The 25,537-nt window shown below is 57.1% G+C and carries 22 protein-coding genes and 3 pseudogenes; 22 read left to right on the forward strand and 3 right to left on the reverse strand.

Features of this window, described 5'->3' with window-relative positions; genetic code table 11:
- The first annotated feature begins 223 nt into the window (after positions 1-223).
- Together AXG89_RS34205 and AXG89_RS34210 are read left to right on the forward strand one after the other, a co-directional pair.
- Positions 224-895, forward strand: a complete 672-nt coding sequence (locus AXG89_RS34205; protein ID WP_062175053.1) for a ParA family protein — start codon at positions 224-226, stop codon at positions 893-895.
- Between the two features lies 1 nt (position 896).
- On the forward strand, positions 897-2,021 hold the full coding sequence (locus tag AXG89_RS34210; protein WP_069638502.1) for a ParB/RepB/Spo0J family partition protein: 1,125 nt from the start codon (positions 897-899) through the stop codon (positions 2,019-2,021).
- Here the strand turns inward: AXG89_RS34210 and AXG89_RS34215 are convergent.
- The gene (locus tag AXG89_RS34215) at positions 2,011-3,348 is read right to left on the reverse strand and encodes a replication initiation protein (RefSeq protein ID WP_062175054.1); all 1,338 of its coding nucleotides are present in this window, start codon (positions 3,346-3,348) and stop codon (positions 2,011-2,013) included. The genes AXG89_RS34210 and AXG89_RS34215 overlap by 11 nt on opposite strands.
- Before the next feature lie 1,473 nt (positions 3,349-4,821).
- On the opposite strand from AXG89_RS34215, the gene tnpA reads away from it, so the two are divergent.
- From tnpA to tnpC, 3 genes and pseudogenes are all read left to right on the forward strand, one after another.
- The gene (gene tnpA, locus AXG89_RS34220; protein WP_062175055.1) at positions 4,822-5,307 is read left to right on the forward strand and encodes an IS66-like element accessory protein TnpA; all 486 of its coding nucleotides are present in this window, start codon (positions 4,822-4,824) and stop codon (positions 5,305-5,307) included.
- Entirely contained in the window at positions 5,288-5,641 is a 354-nt protein-coding gene (tnpB, locus tag AXG89_RS34225) for an IS66 family insertion sequence element accessory protein TnpB (RefSeq protein ID WP_062004250.1), read from the forward strand. The genes tnpA and tnpB overlap by 20 nt, the downstream gene beginning before the upstream one ends.
- A 104-nt stretch (positions 5,642-5,745) precedes the next feature.
- A pseudogene (tnpC, locus tag AXG89_RS34230) lies at positions 5,746-7,098 on the forward strand (IS66 family transposase); the annotation flags it as partial.
- 160 nt (positions 7,099-7,258) lie between these two features.
- Here the strand turns inward: tnpC and AXG89_RS34235 are convergent.
- Positions 7,259-8,281: a reverse transcriptase domain-containing protein gene (locus tag AXG89_RS34235; protein WP_236873612.1), complete on the reverse strand. Its 1,023-nt coding sequence runs from the start codon at positions 8,279-8,281 to the stop codon at positions 7,259-7,261.
- A gap of 2 nt (positions 8,282-8,283) precedes the next feature.
- Between AXG89_RS34235 and AXG89_RS34240 the strand changes: the two genes are divergently transcribed.
- From AXG89_RS34240 to AXG89_RS34250, 3 genes are all read left to right on the forward strand, one after another.
- Positions 8,284-8,580 carry a Y4bD/Y4pK family protein gene (locus AXG89_RS34240; RefSeq protein WP_062174803.1) on the forward strand — a complete coding sequence of 99 codons (297 nt, stop codon included), beginning with the start codon at positions 8,284-8,286 and terminating at the stop codon, positions 8,578-8,580.
- A 52-nt stretch (positions 8,581-8,632) separates the two neighbouring features.
- On the forward strand, positions 8,633-8,965 hold the full coding sequence (locus tag AXG89_RS34245; protein WP_062174913.1) for a DUF6788 family protein: 333 nt from the start codon (positions 8,633-8,635) through the stop codon (positions 8,963-8,965).
- A 136-nt stretch (positions 8,966-9,101) separates the two neighbouring features.
- Complete coding sequence (locus tag AXG89_RS34250; protein ID WP_062175057.1) at positions 9,102-11,174, forward strand: recombinase family protein; 2,073 nt, start codon at positions 9,102-9,104, stop codon at positions 11,172-11,174.
- Between the two features lie 8 nt (positions 11,175-11,182).
- Here AXG89_RS34250 and AXG89_RS34255 read toward each other — a convergent pair whose 3' ends face one another.
- On the reverse strand, positions 11,183-11,527 hold the full coding sequence (locus AXG89_RS34255; RefSeq protein WP_162916217.1) for a hypothetical protein: 345 nt from the start codon (positions 11,525-11,527) through the stop codon (positions 11,183-11,185).
- Positions 11,528-12,029: 502 nt separating this feature from the next.
- Between AXG89_RS34255 and AXG89_RS34265 the strand changes: the two are divergent.
- The 14 genes and pseudogenes from AXG89_RS34265 to AXG89_RS34325 form a co-directional block, all read left to right on the forward strand.
- Positions 12,030-12,290, forward strand: a pseudogene (locus AXG89_RS34265) (transposase domain-containing protein); the annotation flags it as partial.
- Between the two features lie 313 nt (positions 12,291-12,603).
- A complete protein-coding gene (locus AXG89_RS44520) occupies positions 12,604-12,834 on the forward strand; it encodes a hypothetical protein (RefSeq protein WP_335672009.1) in 231 nt (76 codons plus the stop codon).
- Positions 12,835-13,184: 350 nt separating this feature from the next.
- The gene (locus tag AXG89_RS44525; protein WP_335672010.1) at positions 13,185-13,586 is read left to right on the forward strand and encodes a hypothetical protein; all 402 of its coding nucleotides are present in this window, start codon (positions 13,185-13,187) and stop codon (positions 13,584-13,586) included.
- 489 nt (positions 13,587-14,075) lie between these two features.
- Positions 14,076-15,081 (forward strand): annotated as a pseudogene (locus AXG89_RS45165) (reverse transcriptase domain-containing protein).
- 963 nt (positions 15,082-16,044) lie between these two features.
- Positions 16,045-16,749, forward strand: coding sequence for a type IV secretion system protein (locus AXG89_RS34280; protein WP_062175061.1), 705 nt, complete (start codon positions 16,045-16,047; stop codon positions 16,747-16,749).
- Between the two features lie 2 nt (positions 16,750-16,751).
- The gene (locus tag AXG89_RS34285; RefSeq protein ID WP_062175062.1) at positions 16,752-17,624 is read left to right on the forward strand and encodes a TrbG/VirB9 family P-type conjugative transfer protein; all 873 of its coding nucleotides are present in this window, start codon (positions 16,752-16,754) and stop codon (positions 17,622-17,624) included.
- Between the two features lie 5 nt (positions 17,625-17,629).
- Complete coding sequence (locus tag AXG89_RS34290; RefSeq protein WP_062175063.1) at positions 17,630-18,880, forward strand: TrbI/VirB10 family protein; 1,251 nt, start codon at positions 17,630-17,632, stop codon at positions 18,878-18,880.
- Entirely contained in the window at positions 18,873-19,676 is an 804-nt protein-coding gene (locus tag AXG89_RS34295) for a transglycosylase SLT domain-containing protein (RefSeq protein WP_062175064.1), read from the forward strand. The genes AXG89_RS34290 and AXG89_RS34295 overlap by 8 nt, the downstream gene beginning before the upstream one ends.
- Positions 19,673-20,935, forward strand: coding sequence for a hypothetical protein (locus tag AXG89_RS34300; protein ID WP_062175065.1), 1,263 nt, complete (start codon positions 19,673-19,675; stop codon positions 20,933-20,935). Before AXG89_RS34295 ends, AXG89_RS34300 begins: the two co-directional genes overlap by 4 nt.
- 11 nt (positions 20,936-20,946) lie before the next feature.
- Positions 20,947-21,375 (forward strand): lytic transglycosylase domain-containing protein, encoded by a 429-nt coding sequence (locus tag AXG89_RS34305; protein ID WP_062175089.1) that lies wholly within the window; start codon positions 20,947-20,949, stop codon positions 21,373-21,375.
- A gap of 22 nt (positions 21,376-21,397) precedes the next feature.
- Complete coding sequence (locus AXG89_RS34310; RefSeq protein ID WP_062175066.1) at positions 21,398-21,997, forward strand: toxin co-regulated pilus biosynthesis Q family protein; 600 nt, start codon at positions 21,398-21,400, stop codon at positions 21,995-21,997.
- A 5-nt stretch (positions 21,998-22,002) separates the two neighbouring features.
- Complete coding sequence (locus tag AXG89_RS34315) at positions 22,003-23,673, forward strand: hypothetical protein (RefSeq protein ID WP_062175067.1); 1,671 nt, start codon at positions 22,003-22,005, stop codon at positions 23,671-23,673.
- An 8-nt stretch (positions 23,674-23,681) separates the two neighbouring features.
- Positions 23,682-24,962: a hypothetical protein gene (locus AXG89_RS34320; protein ID WP_062175090.1), complete on the forward strand. Its 1,281-nt coding sequence runs from the start codon at positions 23,682-23,684 to the stop codon at positions 24,960-24,962.
- Positions 24,949-25,530, forward strand: coding sequence for a hypothetical protein (locus AXG89_RS34325; RefSeq protein WP_069638510.1), 582 nt, complete (start codon positions 24,949-24,951; stop codon positions 25,528-25,530). Before AXG89_RS34320 ends, AXG89_RS34325 begins: the two co-directional genes overlap by 14 nt.
- Positions 25,531-25,537 lie beyond the last annotated feature (7 nt).

The raw sequence follows: 25,537 nt of genomic DNA on the forward strand, positions 1-25,537 counted from the left end.
AAGTCCGGGGACAAAAAACTTGGCATCAAGATATTTCTGGACGCCGCAAAGCTCGCGTTGTAAAAATTCTGGACATCCGGTCGGTTATTTGATAAAAATCAAAAACAACAGTCGTTCTTATAGCAAGTAGTCTCGGAGAAACCAAAATTTTTCACGCGAAGACATAACTACCGAATTCTTATTAGTTTGCTATTTATGCGATTTCTTAAATGGAGAAAACCCCTTGGGAATAGTCATTGCCGTCGCGAACCAAAAAGGTGGAAGTGGCAAAACCACGCTTAGCCTAAATCTGGCCGGTGCGTATTGTGACGATGACCCTGAATTGCGGGTGCTTGTCGTTGATGCGGACTCGCAGAGCTCGTCTGTTCGCGCGACTGGAGCGGGCGAAGCTCCATACCCATTTACAGTGGTGAACTTAGCGGCAGCTGGAAAAAATCTCGACCGTGAAATCAAACGAATATCAAACGATTACGACCTCGTCATCGTCGACTGTCCGCCGTCGGTGCATGACAAAAACACTGAGGTCGCTGTGGGTGCATCCAATTTTGTATTAGTTCCCATGGACGCGTCGGCACTCGACGCATGGAGTACCGTCGGCATGCTTCAGCTGGTTCGCAGAACAATCGGCAGCAACCCCAAAGGTTGCGGGATTGTTTTCAACCGGGTTAATACAAAAACCACAGGCTATGCCGAAGTAAGGGCGGCTATGGCCGAGGACAATCCCTATCCGATTCTCAAGAACACCATCGCACTTCGCGAGATTTATAAAACGTCTATCGGGATGGGCGCTACTGTCTTTAGCGTAAGAGGGCAGCGCACCGCCAAGCAGGCGAAAGATGAAATCACCGCAGTAGCGAAGGAAATTCTCACGATCGTAGGGCTCATTGAGGATTAAAGTGACAACGAACCAAAAAGCAGCGAAGCCCAAAATGGGGCTCGGCGCGTCCATTCGCAAGGGAATAGCGAACGAAAGAGCAGACGTAGACGGTCGCCTAGATGTGACCGGCGTACCGAATGGGTCCGACACGCCGACAGCGAGCATCACGGTCGTCGGCGAGAATGACGCACTCGGAAAAACATACGAACACCGCGCAAACGCTTCAGCAGTAACACCACGGGTTCGACTACTACTAAGCGAGTTAGTCTCAAACCCTTTCAACCCGCGCGAGTTCTACAGCCCAATTGCAATTGACGAGCTCGCTGTTCGACTTCGGCGAGAGGGGCAACATGTCGCCATAACGGTTACTCGAAACCATCGCCACCCTGACAAGTACGTTATCGTCGATGGAGAATTCCGCTTTCGTGCGAAAAAAAGCTTGGGTGAAACAGCCATCGATGCGGAAGTTGTTCCAGAACTAAGTGACCAAGAACTTTACCTTAAGGCAAGCAGTATTAACAAAAGCCGCACCCAGCAGACAGTCTTCGACGATGCGGTCGCGTGGATGCGCGTCTTATCTAGCGGGATTTTTGAGAGCCAGGACGCACTAGCAGAGCGCCTCAGTGTAAGCAAAGCGCTGGTGTCAAAGACGCTACTTGTCGGCAGATTGCCAAAGCATTTCCTTCAGCAGATGGCAGACACAGGTAGCGTTGGTCTTGCACATGCATACAACATAAAACTAATCCTCGACCGCACGAACGAGAGCACTGCCGAATCAATACTCGAACGTGTGGTAAACGGCGAGATGTCTGTCCGTAGACTTGAGGAGTACGTTAAGAAGTTGGACGGCACGTCCCCCCCTGGAGCGACGAAGACGCACTACAGCGGGAACGTCCCGTTTCACACTACAGAGGGGCGGGAGGTAGGCTCGCTTAAACGCTACCGGGATGGCCGAACCGAACTCAAGTTGGTTGGATTAAGTGACGACCAACAATCACTCCTTGTAACGCGGCTTGAAAAGGTGGTTCGAGAATTCATAGCAACACACCTGTTGGATTCCCCAGAAGCAGCAAGGCCCGCATCTGGACAGAGCGAAGTCATCGCAAGCGAGTCAGCTCCCGGCAAAACAACCTCTACAAACTAATTTTAGCGTTATCCATAACGAAGGCTAGGATGTCGCTATCCGTCGGAAGCCCCCAAACGTCGTTTGCAAGCCAAGTGTAGAACGCCGTCTCACTCGTCTTCTTCATTTTCTTTCCTGACTCGATTTTCAGGCTGGCGGTCCCTTGCTGCTCGTTGTATCGCTGCAAGACCGCCATTTGATCTGCCGCATCGAGTTCGAAAAAATACCCAGTGACCTCTTTGCGACGATATGTTTGAAAAAGGTCGTTAATGTTGTTGCTGGTTGCTGCGCGAGCTGCGGTGTGTGAGGCAGAAGAGCCTCCAACCACACTCTCTGTAGCACTCGCTTTTTCGTCTACCTTATATCCATTTTGGAGGGTCTTGCGGAAATACGCGGGCACGCTCTCGACCTTCGGACCGCCCTTTAGTTTCAAACGCTGATCCATGTAGTCGAGAGCGGTAACGATCGCCTCCTGCCCGTGAGTGGCCAGCAAACGACGAGCTTCCGAGAGCGGCACATCCAGCTTGGTTACGCGTCCGAGTACGTCAAGATCTGCCTCGTTTGCGACGTGCGGAATATCTTTTGGCCGCATGATAAATTGGATCGCCGTGACCGACCGAGAGTTGGTCTTCGACTTCACCTCGATCATCTCTACAACATGGTCTGATACCGCGTTGATCTCGTTCACACCAAACGTCAAAATGCGCCGCTTGAACTCTTTGTACTCTGCGTAAGAACCTTTCTTCCACTCCATTCCTAGGATCAAGTTTCGCCACACGTCGACGCTCAGTTCTGGGGTCTTTCCAATTCCGTCGTAGCGAACAATATTCTCGTAAAGCACCGCAGACGACGCGCGCCGAAATCGACGGATAATAGCCATGTCGATGTTTGCCCAAACACCCGGGTTAAGAAAGACCTCCTTCAGATTCTCCGCATAGTGATACTGCAGCACTCCACCAGGCGTAATTCTCGCTCCCGCAAGTAACGCACTTGCATTCCACTGCCCTTTGTTTAGCCCTGCCAAGTAATCCCAATTGACGCCGAACGTCACCAGCGAGTTAATCGCAGTCTTCATGTACTTACGATTATTTGAATTCAGACCGATCTCCGTTGTGAGCTGACCAAGTCCAATGTCGAACCAGATTCTTGAGGGGTCTTTCTTGTATTGAGCGCCAGCGTTCTTTAACAGTGCGTCAAAGAGTTTATATTGAGGCAAGGATAGGGCGCCTTTCTCCGGGGCCATGTGCACAGCCGCAGTTGCTTTCCGGAAGGGCTCCGGCAACTCAGCGGTCGGGAACAATCCGAATTGCTCAACATTATCTAGCTTCAGATCTTTGCGAATGGCCACTTTTATCGTCTTTCAACCAATTAGATTGGACTTTATTCTCCCATAAAGGTGGAACACAGACCATAGTTTTTCCACCTCGATGGTGGAAAAATTCTCGCATTGTTCCACCATTTAGACGAAGGCCACGATCTCTTCATTTCGTCGTGATCCTCGCCGCGTGGTAAAAATTTTGGGCGGCAGAGTGACTAAATTCGGCGTCTCTACCATAGACATACACCATCGAAGCTCGGGAATGATGCGAATTTTTGCTGTCTTATCCCCACCGGTACCATACGCGTACACCTTGGAGCTGCAAAAACGAATCCGCGGTCCTGCCACAAAGCACTTAATGACCCCAAAGCACAACAAATTCGGTTAGCGGCGCCACTATGGTCCCATAGGCGTACACCTTAACTAGCGACCCACATGGCTTACTCCACATAGGCGTACACCATCGAGACGTTTTTTATTAAATTTCCCATCGACGTACACCATCGCTCAGCTTTCTCTATCAACCCGGATCCCATAGGCGTACACCTGAGGCTTTAAGTCAGCGGGAAATATACATTTCTGAGTGACAACGTCGGCATGAAATAAAAGTGGAAAAACACCATGAGCGTACACCTCAAAACCCACGCATGTATGTAAAACTGTTAATTTTCAATAAGTTAGAAACTAACGAGCACATAAGGGTTGAGGTGATTCCGCTCCGCCAGTGCTGTCAAAGACTTACATAGGGGAGAAGGCCCAGCACCATAGACGTACACCAAGTCGGATGCTGTTCGGAGACCATAGTCGTACACCAAACGTAGGTGGCAATTTCCCATAGGCGTACACCGGTTTCCGATCGTTCGGAGTTTTTACCTTTTATGCAACGTAATCCCACCGCAGTACACCGTCGACCCCATATCCACACGCCATCCTCCCTATCGGCGTACACCTGTATTCCCATATCCACACACTATCGCTCCCATAGACACCCACCTATTCTCCCACCAACGTACACCAAACGCGGCTGAGAGCCTTATCCCAGAAGGCTTTCTAGCCGCGTAAACGTTTTAAAGAAGTAAAGTGTTAAAGAAACACGTAAACGATCCCGGTGCTATTAAGAAGTAAATCTCGACCGGAAGGCAGGCATGTCTCTAGGCGTTTCACGCGCAGGTTAGACCGCTTCGCTGTGATTGAGGCGTCACTGGCGTCCAAAAGTAGTGAGAGTTCCGCCGCTGCTGACGAGAACATTTGGACAGTCGATCAAGCACGTTTGCCACGAGAGACAGCTTTGAGACAAGGAGCTCAACCCCTTTTCGTGCCGAGCCTGTGATCATCGAGGCCATTTCTTCGGGGCTTTGGTGGGTTGCGCCGGTCGAGATAGGCCCAGTCTATCCTCACAAAGTCCGTGAAACGCGAACATCGTAAGCGGTGAATTGAGCGCACGTGGTGTCATGAGATCAGATAGCGCAGGATGTGTGCACTGAAAATCAATGGACACCTTCCATGACACAGAATGATTCAGATTCAGATTTTTTGCCGCTTAAGGTCATCAGCGTGGGTCGGGACGGCAAACGGCGTTTTGACAAACGGGACAGGCAGAGATTGATTGAGGCTTGCCTGCAGCCCGGAGTATCGGTGGCGGGCATGGCGCTGAGGGCTCGGGTGAACGCGAATTTACTGCACCGGTGGATCTGCGAGCACGAGAAGACGTACCGCGGCGAGGGCGCGACGCAGGGGTCAGGGGACGCGGCAGCTTTTGTTCCGGTCGTCGAGATTGCTTGCGCCGACCCACAACCGCCACTTCCCCAGTTGCCGCCGCCGCACCGCGACGCCACGCGTGTCGCGCAGCGCCCGTCGGCACCATCGCGCATAACTGTGGAAATGCCCAATGGCATCACACTCAGACTCGAGTGCGGCGTCCACGACGCGACGCTGGTATCGGCGATGATCGAAACGTTGGGGCGCTGTGATGTTCCGACTGGACGCTGAACTGCGGGTCTATCTGCACCGCGACGCGGTCGATTTTAGGAACGGGATCAACGGTCTTGTTATCTTGGTCGAGCAGTCCATGCAGCTTGACCCATTTGCCCGGGCGGTCTTCGCCTTCCGTAACAAGCGGGCCAACCGCATCAAGCTGCTGTTTTACGAGCGCTCGGGTTTCTGGCTGATGATGAAACGGTTAGAGGCGGACCGTTTCGCCTGGCCACGCCGACAGCAGGCGGTGATGGAACTGACGAGCGAGCAGCTTCACTGGTTACTCGAAGGCATCGACATCGACGCCGTGCGTCGTCACCCTTCGAGGCAGTACCGACACGTGAGCTGAAGGGTCAGTAGCAGCGCGCCGAGCGTCGCGCGCGCGACGCCCGGCGCGATTGTTACACTTTGACGTAAACCCATCCGGTGTGCGGCTTCGCTATTGTGGAGGACATGGATACCGACGCCAGTCATCCGTCCGCTGAGGACGATCTCAAACAGCTTTCGTCCGATGAGCTGATCGCGCGCATTCTCGAGCTTCAGTGCCACAACCAGCAACTTGCGCAACGCGTCGGGCAACTCGAGGAGTTGTTCCGTCTGGCGCAGCTCAAGCGCTTCGCGCCGAGCAGCGAGAAACTCAAGGATCGCATATTCGACGAAGCCGAGCAAATCGCCGCGACTGAACTCGGTGACAATGATTCGGATGACGCATTCGCGCTGCCCGATACGGGACTGCCGGAGTTTGATAAACCCAATCGCGGCAAGCGTGGACGCAAGCCGCTGCCGGCAGAGTTGCCGCGCCGGCGCATCGAGTACGATCTTCCCGATGAGCAGAAGATCTGTGCATGTTGCCAGAACGCGCTGCACCGCATGGGCGAACAAACAAGCGAGCAGTTGCACATCGAGATCAAGGCGCTGGTGCTCCAACATGTGCGTTTCAAATATGCGTGCCGCCACTGCGAGCACAACGCCGAACGCACGCCGATAGTAATCGCGCCGATGCCGGTTCAGCCGTTGCCGGGTAGCAGCGCGAGCGCGGCAATGATTGCGACGGTGACAACCGGCAAATATGTTGACGGCACGCCGCTGTACAGGATGGAACGCGCGCTCGCCCGAGCGGGCATTGCGGTGAGTTGCGGCACGCTGGCGAACTGGATCATCAGGCCTGCTGAGCTGCACTACAGCCGGCTGTACGAAGCAATGCGCCAAACACTGTTGTCACCGCCGCTGATCCACGGCGACGAGACGAAGGTGCAGGTACTCAAGGAAGAAGGCAAGACGCCACAAAGCACCAGTTATATGTGGACGTACAGAAGCGCCGCAGACAGCGAGCAGCCGGTGGTGCTGTTCGACTACCAGCCGGGGCGCGGGCAGCAATATCCGCAGGCGTTTCTCGCTGGCTATAAAGGCATGCTAATGACTGACGGGTACAGTGCTTGGCGAACGCTCAAAGGTGCCACTCATTTCGGCTGTATCGCCCACGCAAGGCGCTTGTTCGTTGATGCGCATAAGGGACAGAAAAAGAAGACAGGTGGTCGTGCGCTGCAGGCACTTGAATACTTCAAGGCGCTCTACCACGTTGAGACGCTCGCTCGGACAAAACTGCCCGATGGCGAGACGCAACCCGACTACACCTACCGGCTGCGGCAACAACACAGCGCGCCGTTGCTAGAAGCGTTCAAGACATGGCTGGATACGCAGGCGCCCCAGGTTCTGCCTGAAAGCTTGCTGGGTAAGGCGATCAGCTACACGAGAAACCAATGGAAATATTTAAGCCGACACGTGATCGATGGGCGTGCCCCCGTGGGTAGAGTCGAGATGTGGCGCGGTGGCGGTAGGGTTGGTTTGTCTGTTGCCGCCTCTTTCGTCTGGCGGTGCCCGAATAACCTCACCATAGCTCCGTTTCCACATCCCGCTCATCGAACCGGACGTGCGGATTTCCCGCATCCGGCTCTCTTTCAGAACATCAGACCTTCGCGTTCGAACGGTTGGCGGCAAGCGTGCGGAGGCGTATCAGTCCCAATGATTCGTAAAGGAACTGGTCAGAGTATTGGCGGTACCCCGTTCCCGTCTTCCCGCGTTTGCGCATCAACCAGACCCGTAGGCGCCGCGCGACGTACCGGTCGAGATCTTCATAAATCCGCGTCACTGGGCCTTGATTAAAATAACCGGCCCAACCTCGCAACAACGGATTCAATTCCGTGACTCGACTTTCTACGTCAAGGGCGTTCCAACGCCGAGTTGTGGCGTCGTGGACCGCATCCTTCAGCCGCTTGATAGACTTCTTCGACGGCCGGGTGCCCCAGTACGGACGGCCTCCCAAACCATAGAAGCGACCGACGGTATAACCGAGGAAGTCAAACCTCTCGTCCGGCAACTTCACCAGCCGAGTTTTCTTCTCGTTGACCGTCAGGCCGAGTTTTCCCATCAAGTGCCGCATCGCTTCCATCGCTCCCTCACCACGTCCTTCGCGACAGAGGATCACAAAGTCATCGGCATAATTCACGATTTCCGCCTGATACTTATCGGCGTAGCCGTGGCCATACCAAGCCAGCATGAACCGTCGGAAGTACAGGTTTGCGAGCAGTGGCGATATCACGCCACCTTGCGGTGTGCCTCGATGACTGTCCTTTGCTTCCGTGGATTGCCGCTCACCGTTCGATGTGCGTTCGATCACAGGGGCGTTTAGCCAGTCGCGAATCACCGACAGCACGGAGCCGTCGGCTATACGCCGAGCCACACAGCGCATCAGGTCGCCATGCGGAATGGTGTCGAAATAATCAGACAGGTCAGCATCGACAACATCCCGTGCACCCCGATCGACAATGCCGAAATGGATGCGCCGTAACGCCATCTTTGCGTCCACTCCCGTCCGAAAGCCATATTGCCAGCGAAACAAGTCCACTTCGAAGATCGGACCTGTTACCAGCAATACCGCCATCTGCACCACACGGTCCCGAACAGTTGGGACGGTCAGCGCGAACTGCACAAGTGCTCAGCGAGCATTTGGGATGGGCTGAGATTCGTCACCCGTTCCATCCCCTCAGGGGCCAACGCTTTCCCGTTCTGAAGGAGCGCCGCGTCGCAGGCACCGAGACATTGCTTCTGCGCGATACAGAACGTGGCAGCTTTAGCATTGCGCGCGAATGGACCGACTGGGGCACACCGACTGTCCACGACGACGCCATCGCGTCAGTGTGCTGCTTCGATCTGGGCATGTTGTTGGAGCTGGTCACGTTGATCGACCAGCTCGCCCCATCCAGGAAGTCGTCGAACAAAGGAGCTTGATCAATGCATCTCCTTGTCCTATTATCAGACCAGTTTTCAACGTGGTCCGCCAATGGAAGATATTCCGTCGTCCACTTTGCGCAGACGCCGCGCGCAATTGCTGAAGCAAATGCCGGCGTTAGAGACGCTCTTGCGCGGCTCTCTCATCGAGCGCTACAAGCGCTGCGGCAAACCGGGCTGCAAGTGTGCAGACGGCCCCGGCCATGGCCCCAAGTACTACCTGTCCGTGAGCTTTCCCGGCCGCCGGCCCCAAATGGACTACGTACCGCAAGCCGATTACCCCGACGTTACCGAACGTCTGGCGAACTATCACCGAGTCCGCGAGATCATCGAGGAAATCTGCGAGATCAACCGCGAACTATTGCGCCGCCGCGAGGCGCTCTGAGGGGCGCCGGTGAACCAGTCTCCGCTGTCACTCACCCACATCATCGATCCGCAATCGGCCGGCGTACTCATCGCCAACATGCTCGAGGCCTGGCTCACCGCCGGGCCCGCGCTGGAGCTGACCGAGGAGGCCGCCGATGAACACCAAGATCACCCCCCAACATCAAAGCAAGCCGGCGTACATCTATATCCGGCAGTCTACACTGGCCCAGGTGCGACACCATCAGGAGAGCACCGAGCGCCAGTATGCGTTGAAGGACAAGGCGCTGGCATTGGGTTGGACGGAAACGGCGATCCGTACGCTGGACCGGGACCTCGGTCAGTCGGGGGCGCAGATGACGGGCCGCGAGGACTTCAAGACGCTGGTGGCGGATGTCTCGATGGGGCAAGTGGGTGCAGTGTTTGCACTGGAAGTGTCGCGCCTGGCGCGCTCGAACCTGGACTGGCATCGCCTGCTCGAACTGTGTGCGCTTACTCATACTCTCGTGATCGACGCCGATGGTTGCTACGACCCGGGCGACTTCAACGACGGCCTGCTTCTCGGTCTCAAAGGAACGATGGCGCAGGCCGAACTCCATTTTTTGCACGGGCGCCTCCAGGGCGGTAAGCTCAACAAGGCGCAGAAGGGTGAATTGCGGTTTCCGCTCCCGGTTGGCCTGTGCTACGACGATCAAGGACGCATCGTCCTGGATCCCGATGACGAGGTACGCGGTGCCGTGCAACTGGCATTTCGTCTGTTTCAGGAGACCGGCAGCGCATACGCGGTTGTCAAGCGCTTTGCCGAAGAGGGCCTGCGCTTTCCCAAGCGCGCCTATGGAGGTGCATGGGCGGGTCGACTCATCTGGGGGCGCCTGAGTCACGAACGTGTTCTCGGTTTGATACGGAATCCTTCCTATGCCGGCATCTATGTTTTTGGACGATACCAGTATCGGCAGCGCATCACGCCACGGGGAGAGGTCCATAAGCGCGTGCAGCCGGTTCCGAAGGCAGAGTGGCGCGTTCATCTGCCAGACCATCACGATGGATATATCACCCCGGAGGAATTTGAGCGCAACCAAGACCGCCTGGCGCTCAACAGGACCAACGGCGAAGGTACCGTGCTCAGTGGTGCGGCGCGTGAAGGATTGGCGCTGCTTCAGGGACTGCTGATATGCGGCTGCTGTGGTCGGGCGTTGACCGTTCGCTACCAAGGAAACGGCGGCCTTTATCCATTGTACTTATGCAGTGCTCGCCGCCGCGAGGGGCTGGCGACCACCGATTGCATGAGCATGCGCAGCGAACTACTTGACAACGCAATTGGCGAGGCTGTATTCACCGCCCTGCAGCCAGCCGAACTCGAGCTCGCCGTGACCGCCCTGAGCGAACTCGAGCAACGCGATCATGCCATCATGCGCCAGTGGCACATGCGCATCGAACGCGCCGAGTATGAGGTCGCACTCGCTGAACGTCGCTATCAGGAATGCGACCCGGCCAACCGTCTGGTCGCGGGTACCCTCGAGCGGCGCTGGAATGACGCGATGCTCCGCCTCGAGGCGATCAGGACGGAAGCCGCCCAGTTCCAAAGCCAGAAGGCACTCGTCGCCACGTCCGAACAGAAAGCTCAGGTCCTCGCGCTAGCGCGCAATCTGCCGCGCCTCTGGCGGGCGCCGACCACATCAGCGAAGGATCGCAAGCGCATGTTGCGACTGCTCATCCGGGACATCACGGTCGAGAGACGGTCCGCCACGAGACAAGCGGTGCTGCATATCCGCTGGCAGGGCAGCGCGTGTACTGATATCACCGTGGACTTGCCCAAGCCGGCTGCCGATGCGATGCGTTACCCCGCCGCGTTCGTCGAGCGGGTGCGCGAACTATCGCAGCATCTGCCTGACCGGCAAATCGTGGCGCACCTCAATCAGGAAGGCATACGCAGTTCTACTGGCAAATCGTTCACGCTTGAAATGGTCAAATGGATCCGCTACCGGTATCGAATTGAAGTAACCTGCTTCAAGCGGCCAGACGAGCTCACGGTACAGCAGCTCGCTCATCGGCTGCATGTCAGTCCACACGTCGTGTATTACTGGATCGAGCGCCAGGTAGTCCAGGCGCGCAAGCTCGATGGGCGGGGCCCGTGGTGGGTTACGCTGGATGCCGCCAAGGAACGGCAACTAAAGGATTGGGTGCGCACTTCAGGGCATCTACAGCGGCAACATTCCAACACTCAACTGTGAGAGGTGCATTATGAGATCACCGTCGGAATACCGAGTGGCCTTTCGCCACCACTAGCTTTGGGGATCCATACGCGCAGCAAGGGCTGAGGCCGATAAGTCTTGGCCTTTAACTCTTGCTGCAATCTTTCCAGCCAGTCGTTTCGTCCATGTTCTTCGATATCCTCGAAACGCTCTCGATCGACTCCCGGCGCACCGCGGTTTGCGCGGCAGCGCCGATAGGCGTCGAACAGAACATCTTCTCGGCACACCTTGTCCCACAGACTGTAGAACCGCGTAGCCGGTTCGTTCTTTGCTTTCGTCTGCAATGTGGTCTGTAGCGTCCGAACCGAATCAAGCAAGGTTAGTAGACTCACGTCAATCCTTGGGTTCTTTCCACTTTCCGCCATTTGCTCTGAAACAGGGGGCCTTGGCTCCACCAGCGTTACCCGGCTTCATCACTACTACGCCCCATCCGCCATCCGTGCGGCCGGCTCGATCTCTCACGAGATTGCCGTTGCGCGACTGCCCGCCACGCACCGACACGGACTTCCCTTGTTGCACGGTTAATCGCTTCTCTGCGTGCTGCCACCACTACCCCGGTGGAACCGCCGGATGCGTATCTCGCTCGCTTCTCCGACGACATCGGCCTTCCTCGTTATTATGGCGAGTCGGCTTCCACAACGATTTTTCGAGGCCTGCTCAGTGTTCACTCACGTTGCGGCCCGCAGAGCCCGCTGACCTCCTTCGAGGCCTTTTCAAAGAGTGCTTCAGCCCATTTGTTACCTCCTGGACCGCCCTTGTGCTTCCGGCCGGAGCGAGAGTTGGCCGGGTCGGATTTGCACCGACCAATCAACCGTGCCTTAGCAAGGCACACATAACAATATTCTGGAAAGAGATATCAGGCCATTTGCAACCGCGAGAAATTCATGGCTCTTCGCTGACACAGTTGCGGGCGCGAAGGCGAGCGCCATCGTCTATAGCCTCGTGCTGACGTGCCGGGCATGCAAGGTCGAGCCCTATGCCTATCTGCCTCATGTGCTGACCGAGATGCCACAACGGGCACCGGGCGCTGACATTAGTGACCTGCTGCCGTTTAACTTCGCGAAACGCGTGCAGCTTGCTACAACCGCCGTCTGAAGAGACTACCCTCTGGGGTCCAATCCCCGTTCGACACGATGCGGCATAAGTCGATCATCGATCGCGACGTGCGCGTGCTTGTATAGCCGCGTGCGGGACCAACGCGCGGCGACCGCGACCTCCGTTAAAATAGGGGTGCTCGCTCTCTCGCATCGACCAGCGGAAATCATCCTATGACCAGGACAAATCTCAGGGCCATCAGCATTGCCCCGACCACAATAAGGCTCAACTGTCAAAAGGGCAAAAGGCGTTCAACGCCCTGATCAAGCAGATCGAAAAGCGGCGTGCTCGGCTGAGCGCCTGGGAGGCAGCAATGCCTGCCTTCCATCGGAAATACCTTAGCGAGTTCGCGCCCCTTGAGCAAACTTCCGTCGACTTGCGTACCAAGCTCGTTTATCGCCTGGACCAAACATACGATATGAAGGGGCTGACCAAATCCGAGCGGCGCACGATTGCCGACCTGATCAGCGACTTGACGGGGGAATTGGTCGCCGAGAGCGATGATCCGGAGCTTAAACGATTTACAACCGTACAGCGAATCTGACTTTGACAGTGAAGCTGCCGCCGAGTTTGATGATATGAAATTGGCGCTCGAGCCATGCTCGGCGTTGAGTTAGGCGACGACGTTGACATGAGTTCGCCCGAGGATGTGCTGCAGCGCGCGCAGGCGCAAATGGAGCAGCTCCGAAAACAAGACGCCGTCGAAAACCAAGCTCGTGAAGAACGCCGCGCAAACGAAAAAAGACCCCTAAACAACTCGCTGCAGAGGCACGAGAACAAGCGGAGCAGGCAGAGCTCAGCTTATCGATTCGCGAGGTCTACCGAAAACTAGCCAGCGCTCTTCATCCTGATCGAGAAACTGATCCGCAGGAACGTGAGCGGAAGACCGCTCTCATGCAAAGGGCCAATCAGGCGTATAGCAAAAACAGCCTGTTGCAATTACTTGAGTTGCAGTTGGAGCTGGAACATATCGACCAAAGCGCCATCAACAACATCGGCGAAGACCGGTTGAAACACTACAACAAGATACTAAAGGAACAGGTCGGTGAACTCGACCACGAAATCCTGCATGTCGAGAACGGATTCAAGCACAGCTACGGAATTCCACCCTTCATCGACGTGTCGCCCGGCACCATCATGCGCAATCTTGCCTCTGATATCTTCTCGCTGCAGGAGAGCCTCCACGCCCTTGAACATGACCTGCTCGTATTCGAAGACATCAAGCAACTGAAGGAATGGCTAAAGATTGTGAAGCGGTCATTGGCCGCGCCGCGTGACGACGATATGCCGTTTTAGCGGACCGCTGATCCTCACGCTTCCTTCGTAGTGTGGAGAAAACACCGCTTAGTGCGGCTGCAAAGCCGATGAAAGATAGTTGAGTAAGTTCAATACGGAGAAGAAGTGGCGAATCACTCTGGCCCCGAGTCATGCGGCATGCATCGCGAGGTACATGTCGAAGCGTTGACAGGGGAAACCGACAGGCCAGCCATTCAGCCGCGAAATATTTCTTCTGGGATGCCGACGCTGTTAAGCGAAGCGGAAGGCAACACGGAGCATGACGATAATCGCAAGTCGTGCGCTGATCCTGCGCGGTCGGAGACCCTGAGCATGTCGGGAAGTCTTTCATACGGAAGCAGCGAGATCTCATCGGTGTCCGGCGTAGTATGGCCGGACAGGGCTGGGAAGGTCCATGACCGTAATCCAGCCATTGACGCCGGTGAGAAGTCGGATACGCCCATACTACCGAGGAAGTTGCCGAACAAAGGGGATGACCCGGCGGAGGTGATGGAGGGAAGGGGTGTAACCAAAGGGAACGCTGACGAGGACCCCGCGCCCCGGACTCAGAGCCGGGATATAACCGCGTCGACGGGACTCGAAGGCGTACGTGAAGCAGCTCGACGGAATCGGAAGTCGCGTTTCACGGCACTACTGCACCACGTTACGCCGTCACTGTTGGTGGAAAGCTTTTATGCTCTTCGCAAGCAGGCTGCGGCAGGCGTGGACGGAGTAACGTGGCACGACTACGAGAGCCATCTTTATGGGCGCGTACACGAACTGCACCGGGAGATTCATTCGGGTGCCTACCGTGCACAAGCGTCCAGACGGGTTTGCATTCCGAAAGCGGACGGCAAGTTGCGTGCGTTGGGGATTGCAGCGCTGGAAGATAAGATTGTGCAGCAGGCCGTAGCCACGGTACTGAGCGCAATCTATGAGCAGGACTTCCTCGGGTTCTCGTACGGGTTTCGACAGGGACGCGGTCAGCACGACGCGCTCGATGCCTTATCGGTAGGGATTTCGGATCGGAAAGTAAACTGGATTTTAGATGCGGACATTCGTTCGTTCTTTGATGAAATTGATCACGAATGGATGCTCCGCTTTCTAGAACATCGGATTGCTGATCGACGAGTAATTCGCATAATCCGAAAGTGGCTGAAGGCAGGCACTCGAGGACGGACGCCGCATTGCTTCTGTGCGGGGACACCTCAGGGTTCTGTGATTTCGCCTGCTCTCAAATATCTACTTGCACTATGTGCTGGATTTATGGGCGCAGCAGTGGCGCCAACGATATGCGGCTGGCGATGTCATCCTCGTACGCTACGCCGACGACAGTGTGGTGGGCTTCCAATACGAAGGCGATGCAAAACGATTCCTGGCAGCACTGCGGGAACGTCTTGCCAAATTCAAACTGGAATTGCACCCGGACAAAACGCGGCTGATTCGCTTCGGGCGATTCGCCGCGCAACAACGTCAAGAGCGTGGGCCGGAAAGCCGGAGACATTCGACTTCCTAGGCTTCACGCACTGCTGTGGCACGGCTCGGTCGAATGGCCAATTCAAGATCATTCGGTTGACGAGCAAGAAGCGGATGCTTGCATCACTGGCGCGCATTCGGCAAACGCTGATGCGGCGTCGCCATGAACCGGTACCTGTGGTAGGTAGATGGCTGAGGCGGGTGATTCAAGGGTATTTTAACTATCATGCAGTGCCGGGCAACCTTCGCCGCTTATCGGGCTTCCTTTACGCAGTGCGCCGCTCTTGGCGTCACGCACTGATGCGAAGAAGTCAGCGGCATCGGCTGCCTTGGTCACGGTTCAGTCGTGTGGTCAGCAAATACCTGCCTCCTTGCAAGATACTCCACCCGCATCCGTCGGAGCGGTTTTACGTCAACACCTTTGGTAGGAGCCGTATGCAGTAGTTCTGCACGTACGGATCTGTGCGGGGGGCGGTGGGTAACCACCGTCCCTACCGCGACCGGAACATCGTCTACGTCCAAGCATGCTCGGCGGATGCTGGCCAATTTGAGGTCGACACTAAGGCGTATATGGGCCACAAACCATCAGCGCTTCAACATTCGAGCAACGGGCTACCGTTGTTCGGACCGAATCCGGGCATACACAAATTTCGATGGGCGCATCACCGAGACACAGATACCTCGCCGGAGACGACTTGACTTGTTCGAAGGGAAGTGTGTGTCTTGGGTCGCATCACTCCCACGCAGGATTAAATCTCGACGGGCTCACGCGCTTTTGGCAGACCCCTATCACAAAGATGTGGTCCGCGGGAACAGAAAGAGACGCTATTTTCGCAACGTTTCTCGATGAGGGGTTATACGCCGTATAACCCCTCATCGAAATTTCGAGTGGGCGCGACTCTTTTTACTTGGCCACAAGAAAGAGAGGCAATTTCACCTGTCTTTAGCGATCAACGCAAACGATGACGCTGGTTCAATGGAACCCAATCCAACAAGGGTTCCCATGCGTCTTTTCAGAAACCAGCGCCAGGCCGCGCTCGCGACAGCTCCAGGTATGTATGCCGAGGAAGACCCGAGCAAAGTAATCTTCGAAACCAGCACACGGCTCAAGCTTGAGTCGAACCGCTGGATGCTCATCGCATTTGCCTGCGCGGCCATCGCCGCGGGAGCTGTGTGGACCCGCCAGCCGCCGCCTTCAGTGGTCCGCGTCGTCGGTGTCTCCGCTGATGTGACGGGCCATCCTGTCACGACCGAGCTCGTCGCATACAAACCGGATTCCCAAGCCATTCGCGCCCACGTTAAAGATATGGCGGTCCGTTGGTTCACGATCGAGCCGGTTTTGACGGACCGGCTCGAAACGTCGCGCATGACGGCAAATATCAACTCCGTAAAAGCAGAGATGATCGGAGCGGGTTCAAGTCAGTTCAAGGCTTGGCTCGATCAAGACGCACCTTTCCAGGCGATTATCGCCAACCCGAAGTTGATCCGCGAGGTCAACGTCCGAAACATTGCGCTCTTGGAAGATTCAACCGTCCTTGTTGAATTCACAACCTCGACATCACAGGCCGGCGGCGCTGGCAAGCCCGATGTCAAAGCCTATGCGCTGACCTTGCGCTACCAGATCGTCGCACCCACTGCGGATGCGGCGCTCACGTCAAATCCATTCGGGGTCTTTATCCCGTTCTTTCGCCTCGAGCGGACTGCCTAAGCATGAACGCCAATCTCAAACACGCTAGCCGGCGCGCATTCGCCATCTGTGCAGTCGCGGCGATAACGGTCGTCACCGCGCCTGTGGCAATCGCCAGAAAATCAGTAGGCGACGCAACGACACCTGCGATGATCGCCGACAACCCGATGAGCGCGCTCAATCCGTTCAATGGCGGGGCAGACCCCGTGACGATGCCCGGCGACGCGCGCATCGGCGTCTTTCCATACAGTCGGGATCAAATCTACCGTGTTCTGACCGCGCCGCTCAAGCTCACGACCATCGAACTGGAGAAGGGCGAGAAGCTCATTGCGGACCCCGCCATGGGCGACAGCATCCAGTGGGAAATCGACGACGACAAGTCAAACCACATCTTCATCAAGCCCCACAAAGCTGATCTTGTGAATACGCTTCACATTACGACCAACAAGCGCGAGTACGACTTCACGCTCATTGCGTCGCCGGCAGGGGGCTTTTTCTACCAGACCGTTCGCTTTCAATATCCGCACTCGCCAATGACCCGTGTGACCTCGCGCGACGACCAGGGCGCTGGTTCCGATCGCGGCGGCGTCGACTCCGGATCGGTCAGTGTCGCACCGGACAAATTGAACTGGGACTACAGCGTTGACGGTCGCACCGAATTTACACCCGAGGTGGTCTTTGACGACGGTCACGCTATTTGGATGCGCATGCCGCAGAAAGCGCAGTCGTGGCCGGTACCGTTTATCAAGGATCACGGCGACGCGGTTGTCGCCAACTTCATTCGTCGCGGTGATTTCCTTGTGCTGCAGCGCCTGGCCGATGAGATCGTCTTGAAATCTGGCAAAGACGAAGTCACGGTCACCCGCGGTCGTCGCCACGTGTTCGGGCTGTTCTGATCGCCATGGCCAAGAAAAACCCCGCTGACAATCCCAACGACGAGCAGATCGCGCTCACGAAGGGCAAGACACCTCGGAACGCCATCATGAGCATCGGCATTCTTGCCGCAATCGTGATCGGTGTTCTGGGCTTCTTCTATGAACTTAAGGCATCTAATCAGGCAGAGCAGGACGCACGCGACAAAAAGAGCCTAGCGCTTAAGTCCAGCACTGAAGGCGCGGGCGACAAAGGTCCATCTGATATTGAACAGGAAATCCGCAAGCAGCGGGACGCGGCAGCGGCGGAGGCAGCCGCACGCGCGGCGTCTGATGCAGCCGCTGCTCAACATCCTGTGAAGCCGATGCTAACGGGCACTGATTTCCAAAGCGAAATTGACAAGGGTGGGGCGGATACGCAGGCGCTCGCACGTAATGCAGCCCAAGACGCGATTAACACGTCCTCCGTATTCAAGCAGTCCGGCGGATCGCGAAATAACCCTCAGCAGGCGACGACGCTTCCCCCAGGTGTTCCCTCGTTGGAAGAGTTTCGTGCATCACGAGCGGCCGCAGGCGACCCAAGTGCGGAGCAGCTCGCCATGCAGCTTGCCAAGCAGGGCCAAGCGCCTGAAGACAGGGATCGCGCGTTTTTGCGCGAGGCGGCGGCGCAAGGGGGCATCGAGCAGACAACGTTCAACGGTCGCTCACGCGGCTGCACGCTTACGCCCCCTCACAACATCCATGTCAAGACGATCGAGGGATTGAATTCGGACAAGCCGGGACGTGTCGCGCTCATGGTTGATGAAGACGTGTACGACAGCCTTCAAGGCGACTGTCTGATGATCCCGAAAGGCTCGTTTATCAACGGCCAGTACAGCGCGGACGTCAAGGTTGGCCAAGAGCGCTTGCTAGTTGCCTCGACAAGCCTGCGCCTGCCCAACGGAAAGAGCGTGCCGATGAATGGCATGCAAGGCGCTGACCAGAATGGCTATGCCGGATTCTCGGGCGACGTGAACAATCACTTCCTTAAAATCTTCGGCGCCGGTTTCATCACTGCGATTCTGCTGAAGTCATTCGACAATGGCGCCCAGACAGCGACGACGTCTAGCCCCAGTGGCGTCACGACCTACGGCAGCACGGCAGGTCAGGTCGCCGCGACGACAGCACAAGCAGTTTTGCAGCGTAACCAAAACATCCCACCCACGATCACGGTCGATCCGGGTGAGAAGTTCCTTGTGCAAGTCACGCAGGACATCGTCATGGAGCCCTACCATGACTAACACGCTCCTTGCGGCCGCGCTGCTCCTCGTTGGATCCGCATGTAATGCGGCCACGATCGAAGAGATCATTAGCCCAACCCAATTCGTTGTTTCCAGTGCCGGTCAGCGCACCATTCTCGATATCGACGGTATCCCGATTTACGCATGCGGGATGAAGCCGTTTCAGTCGTGGGCTCAACGGCTGGACGGCCAATCGCTGGAAATGGGGCAGGGCGCAACGCCAACCGTCAACGTTGATGGAGCGCCCGTCAGTCTGCTTGCCATTCTCGTGAGAGGCGGATGGGTACAACCCAGCGTACTCACCGATGATGCCCAGGCTGCGATGACCGAGCGCCGTGGCGGCTGGGCGTGCGCATCCGCGCAAGCGCCGTTCGACGCCATGCATTCCACAGTCGATCCAAAAATCCTCGCCGGGATAGCACTTAACGAATCTGCCTATAACGGCAGGGCGTGGCCATGGACGCTGAATGTGGCTGGTCGCGGATTCTTCTTTCGCACGCGCGATGATGCCTATCGCGCGATTCGCATCCTGATCGCGGATGGTCGAAGTGACTTCGACATTGGCATCATGCAAGTCAACTGGGGATACCACTCCAAGCGCTTTGCTTCGCCGTGGGACGCCTTGAGTCCGGCGACCAACATCCACGTCGCCGAAGAGATTCTCAACGAGAACTATCAGAAGACGCATTCCGCGGTGAAAGCGGTGGCGTACTACCACAGCGCCAACCCGCAGCCGGGGCGTGAATATCTCGCGCGGTTCGTCCAGCACCTCTCTCAAATCGATCGCGGCTTATGAAGCAATCACTCACAGTCGTTTCTATTGCGTTGGCACTGCTCTCGGTGAACGTCGCGCTCGCCGGCACCGACCCATTCGACTTCGACTACGAAATCGCAGGTAATGTGCTCGAGCGTCCTGCCCTCGTCTTCAATGATGGAAGTTCAACCTACTTTCAGCCCCGGGCAGGACAGAATCTGCGTGTCGAGGGCGGCCACAACGAAGGACCTTATGTCGTCGTCCCTGGCACGCCCGACGTCATCCATTACTCCACAGGACAAACCACTGCCACGGCGTACTGGAAGAAAGCAAACCGCTTCATGGGCGATAAGACCCGCGAAAGCGACGATCTCCCGTCCGGCTTCACGGGTTTCTCCGGACGTCTCGCGCTAATCGGTGCGCATTCGCACCTTGAAAACACCCGCGCGTTGAACGCCACCATGCCGCTGTCGCAAATGGTTAAGGCGTTGGTGCCGCAAGGGTGGACAGGCTCTGCGCAGAAGGATATCGACCTCACCGCTTCAACGAGTTTCGCAACGCGGGATGGCGAAAACTGGATGCAGTCGTTCGACCGGCTGATCGCCTCATCCGACATGTACGCGGACGTCGATTTCGATTCGCGGCATGTCACCTTGCGGCGCTCGGCACCCAAGTCGGTGGCTGTGAACTATGTGGCGAGCAACGCGCCGTCGCCATCTGCATCTGCATCTGCATCGGCATCGGCATCGACGATCGCGGATCCAATTGCTGCGATTGCCGCGAGCTCTGCAGACGCCCCCGTCCATGATTCGCTGCTTGCCTCAAAGCTTGGTGCGGTCGCCATTCGTGATGGCGACGACTCGCACGTCCAGATCAAATTTTCGCCAAAACCGGCAGCGGAAATCAAAGTGGTCGATGAAAGCGGCAAGTCGTTGCGCCCGAAGTGGGATGACTCCGGCAACGTACTCACGATCAACCGCGCCGAGCGCTTCGTTGTATCGAACGGCGCAGACCAAGTGGAAGTGGCCCGGGTCGCCGGAACCGTCTACGAATTCGATACAGGGAACAAGGCCGCCTTGGAGAGTGTGTTCGACAAGGACGGATCGACGTTCTTTAAATTCGCCGATTCGGTCGGTCACGTAACGGTGGCGGATGCAAGGCATCTCGGTACGGGCGAACAGAAAGGCCGCTACTACAAGTTTAACGGCACGTCCGACCAGTTCATCGTGAATGCGGACGGCAACGTTGTGAATGTGACGCGTCGCCATGACGTGCGTTTCTTTGACAGAGCCAAATCGTGAGCACGGCCGTCATGACGATCAACCATCTTCTTGCTGGCGTCGTGCTGTGGCTCGTGGCTGCGCCGTCGATTGCACGTGCAGATTGCCTTGATGATGCAGCCGCATTTCATCGGGTGAACGTGGTCCTCGTGCGCGCCATTGCGCAACAAGAATCTGGCATGCGTGCAAATGCCGTCAACGTGAATCGCGATGGTTCGGAAGACATTGGCCTCATGCAGATCAACAGCTCCTGGTTGCCAAAGCTCTCGCGGTGGGGCATCACCCGCGAGCGCCTGTTCGACGCATGCGTGAACAGCTACGTCGGCACCTGGATCCTCGCGTCGAACATCAAACAGTTCGGGCCGACCTGGCGCGCCGTAGGCGCGTACAACGCCGTATCCAGTTCAAAGCAACTGATTTATGCCACCCATATTTATCGCCGCATCCAGCGCGGCAACTGACCGCATGACGTCACACATTCCTATGAAAACATCTTTCCTGTTTCGTCCGGTCGGCCGCTTGATCGCGTTTTTGATGCTGGCCGTAGCCGCCAATGCGATGGCCGCCGATCCTGATCAGTCGCGCTTGGCAGCGCCGGCTGGCGAAGGTTGGCAAGTGTTGTCCGCCCCGAGCGGCTCAAAAGCAACGGCCTCGCCGATAAAGATGACGCCTGCAAGTGCGGCCTCCAACGATGCCTTCGCATCGCGCGGTATGAGTTCGGTGGACGCCAAACCGATCCAGATAGCAATGGCTCCGACTTCGACCGCGGTTGCACCGGTCGTGCTTCCCTCGCCGTCGGCAGCGGTCGCACCTAACGGCATTCTGACCTTCTCGATCACACCTCAAGACTCCAATTTGCGCAACGCGCTTGATCGTTGGCTTCAGCAGCAGGGGTGGCAACTCGCCTGGAAGATCGATGACGATCTGCCGCTTGAATTCAACGCGACGTTTTCCGGCGACTTCAAGTCGATCCTCACACAGGTCATGCAGGCCACCAATCACATGCGCACGCCCACCCGCGTATGCAAGCACACCAACAACGTGATCCGCGTCGTCGCACGCGCGGCCAACTGCCAAGAGTAATCATCATGCGCCATAACACGATCAAAATTGCCGCGTCGCTTACCCTGGCCTCGATGCTTTCGGGCTGCGCTGTCAGCCAAATGGATGTCAATCGGGCGTACTCTGCGGCCGCCGCGGACGCCGCTACCGCAATGGGCAATGGTCCAGAATCCATGCCCCTCGTTGAGGAGGTGCCGACTGCATTTCTCGGCGACCGTCTTGTACCTGTGGCTTATGAAGCGACGCTCCCGGCGGTATTTCGCGACAAGATGGTGACGTTCCCGCCGAACCTGCCAATCTCCAGAATCGGTACGCTCGTCTCGAGTGCAACCGGCTATCCGGTCCATATTAGCCCGGACGTGTTTATTCCGCGTGAATCGCTGATTCCGAAAAGCGCCGGGTCCGCATCCGTAGCGCCTGCGGTTGCGGCCGGCGCGCCGATGGGTGGTTTGGGCGGACCACTGCCGACCTCGCTGGCAAGCGCAAGTGTCAAATCAGGCGTGGAGCCGGTGTACGCACAGCCTTGCAACTGCAAGGTCGGGCAGTACCTACGCGGTGTGACCGAAGATCTCGGACTCGACTGGAGCTTCGACGGCACAACAATCGCGATCTCTCGGTTCGTGACGAAGACGTTCACCATTTCGGCTGTACCCGGAAAGGTCAATGTGAAGTCGTCGATGTCCAAGGGCACGGATACCTCGACCGGCAATCAGTCGTCGGGAACCACGGGTGGCTCGACGGGCAACACAGGATCATTCTCGGCGGTGACGTCGACCGGTCGCGACGGATCGTTTGATCAGATTGCGTTGATTCAGGATGAACTCAACCAGTTGAAGTCGCCGATGGGTGTCGTCACGGTGAATCCGCAAAGCCGCCTTGTCATGGTGCGCGATACGAAAGAGGCCGTCGATCGCATGGGTGCGCTGCTGGCACGCGAGAATGCCATTTCGACGCGTCAGGTTGCGTTGCGTGTGCGCACGCTGCAGTTCGACATCAACGATGGAACGCAAGCAGGCATCAGTGCAGATGTGATCTTTAACCGTATCTCGGACGGCTTGAAGAAGTACTCGGTGGCCTTCGGCTCGCCGACGTCGCTCGCGACATCAGCCGGTTCGGTCGGCTTGTCCGTCCTGCGAGCCAACTCGCCGCTCGAAGGCACGAACGCTGTCATCAATGGCGTGAACAGTTATGGCAAAACCGTCCAGGACAACACGGTTACCAAGATGACGTTGAACGGCTTGCCGGTGTCAGTGGGTTCCTTCGAGACGAAGGGCTATCTTGCGGCGACGACGCCTTCTGCGGGCGGAATTGTCGGATCGTCGGGTGGCTCCGTTGGGCTGCAACCGGGTTCGGTGACCGTTGGCGACTTCGTGAATATCCTGCCGTCTGTCAACGATCACAACCAGATCGTCTTGTCGTACTGGAGCGATAGCTCGAAACTCAATGGCCCGTTCCAGACGATCAGCGCGGGCTCGGGTGCGACGCTGCAGCAAATCCAGTTGCCCGACATCATCGGCAGCAAGGATGACCAGACCATTGCCCTTTCCGACGGTCAGACAATGGTTCTGTATGGGGCTGTGACCAACCACTATGACGCGGCGAGCAACAACGGTATCGCCGGGCTGAGCGGTGCTTGGAACAAGTCGCGCACGTTCCAAGTGATCATGCTCACGGCCACTGTTGTTTCGTCGATGTGAGCGCCGGCATGCATCTCGAACCTATCCCAGGAGAGAAGGGCGCGCGGCTCGTGTTTGGTCTCGAGTGGCGTGCCTACGCGACCAAGGGCGCGGCTGCTGAGCGTCGGCGCTACGCCGAGCAGTTCGATGCTACGCATTACGTCGAGCTCAAAACGAACGGAGAGACGATCGGCGGGTTCTGCAACCTCGATCCCGATGAGCGCAAGGGCTTAAAGCTTTATTCCGCCGCTGCTCGAATCGCGCTACTTGAAATCGTGCGCGCGAAACCGGCCGTGCTTGTGTTGATCCAGAACGATCAGCGCGTGCACTTCGTGCATGTGTTGCGAGGCGCGGTTTCTGTCGATGAAGATATTCCGCTCGTGTCGCTGGATGCACGGCGTGTCGCGCTCGAGGATCAGTGCGCGAAGATCAACCTGCCGTTGGTCACGCTTGGCCACGGCGCGCAGTTGCACGATGTCGACGAGCCATTTCCGATCCGGGAATTGCTCGCGGCGCGCAAGACGGCCGAAATCAAGAAGGTGCCGGTCAAGCTTCCGGTTGCGCTTCCATTGCTCGTGATCGCGTGCGCCGGTTTCTTTGGCGTAAGCAAGGCGATCGAATTTTTCAATCCCCCGCCACCGCCGGCACCGCCGCCGCCTACCTACATGCAGGAGTATCAAACTGCAGTGGCACGCACTTTCGCGGCACCGGCGCCGCTTGCGTCAGTCATGGCCCCCCGACTGCTCGCGGCATTTGGTGGGCATGAGAGCAACACGTCCGGCTGGCAGTTCTGGAAGGCCACCTGCAATGCGACAGGTCCCTGCAAGGTCACTTATAAGCGACAGGGCGGCACCTTCAAGGACTTCGACGCGAACGCGCCCGAGGACATTCGTCCTGTGGTCTTTAACGCCAATGGCTCGCAACTCGATGCGAAAGGCCCACAGGTAAGCGTGGTGGAACGGGTCGCGCTCGCTCAGGCCAAAATGTGGCCCACATCGCAGGCGCTCATCAAAGCGCTGCAGACTGAGCCTCAGAAACTGTCCGTCACCCCCTTCACGCTTGATAGCTACGGATACGTCGTAGATATCAAGGATCCCGAGCGCATCCTGCCACGCCAGCCGGCGCCGGGCGATGTGCAAGGTCCGCTCATCTTGCGCGGGCAATGGGAAATCGATGGATACAAATGGCAAGCACCGCTGCTCGCGCGCCTGCCCGACAACATGGCGCTCGACTCCTTGGACCTCGAATTGAAGGAAGACGGAACCGGCGTTCATTTCACCGCAAAGGGCAAATATTATGCTTATAAGTAAATCCGCTCTGGCCGGCGCGATGGCACTCGCGCTTGCGGGCGGGCTGCACGCTCAAGAGAAACATCTCACGCTTGATGATATCGACCAGCTTGCGCGCCAGAAGATCGTCGACAGCATGAAGAAGACGCCTGACGGCAATGGAAGCCAGCAGGCTGCCCCAATGCTCGGTGCGTCGTTACCAGCGACACCAGCACCCGCTCAGGCGGCAGAAGCACCCAAGCCCGCACCACGGCGCGTGGCTCCAGTCGCGCAATCGGTGCCTGTCACGTTCCTCGGTGCGTTCAGTGACTCGACGGGTTCCTACGTCCTGTACGACTACATGGGTGCGATCTACCCCGGGCGGCAGGGCACAAAGCTTCTCAACGGCTGGACCGTGTCTCGCATCGATGGTTATCAGGTCACCGTCACGGAGGGCAAACGCAGCTGGAGCCAGGTGATTGTCGCGCAGGCGATCCCGGTGCCCGAGCCGTCGGCTTCTGGCTCGAGCATGCAGGCGCTTAACGATTTGAATAGTCCGTTGCCTACCGCTCCGGGCGGAAACTCTGTTTTTATTCCGGTGGGGAAGTAAGCCATGA

It is taken from the genome of Burkholderia sp. PAMC 26561, assembly GCF_001557535.2.
Lineage (GTDB): Bacteria > Pseudomonadota > Gammaproteobacteria > Burkholderiales > Burkholderiaceae > Caballeronia.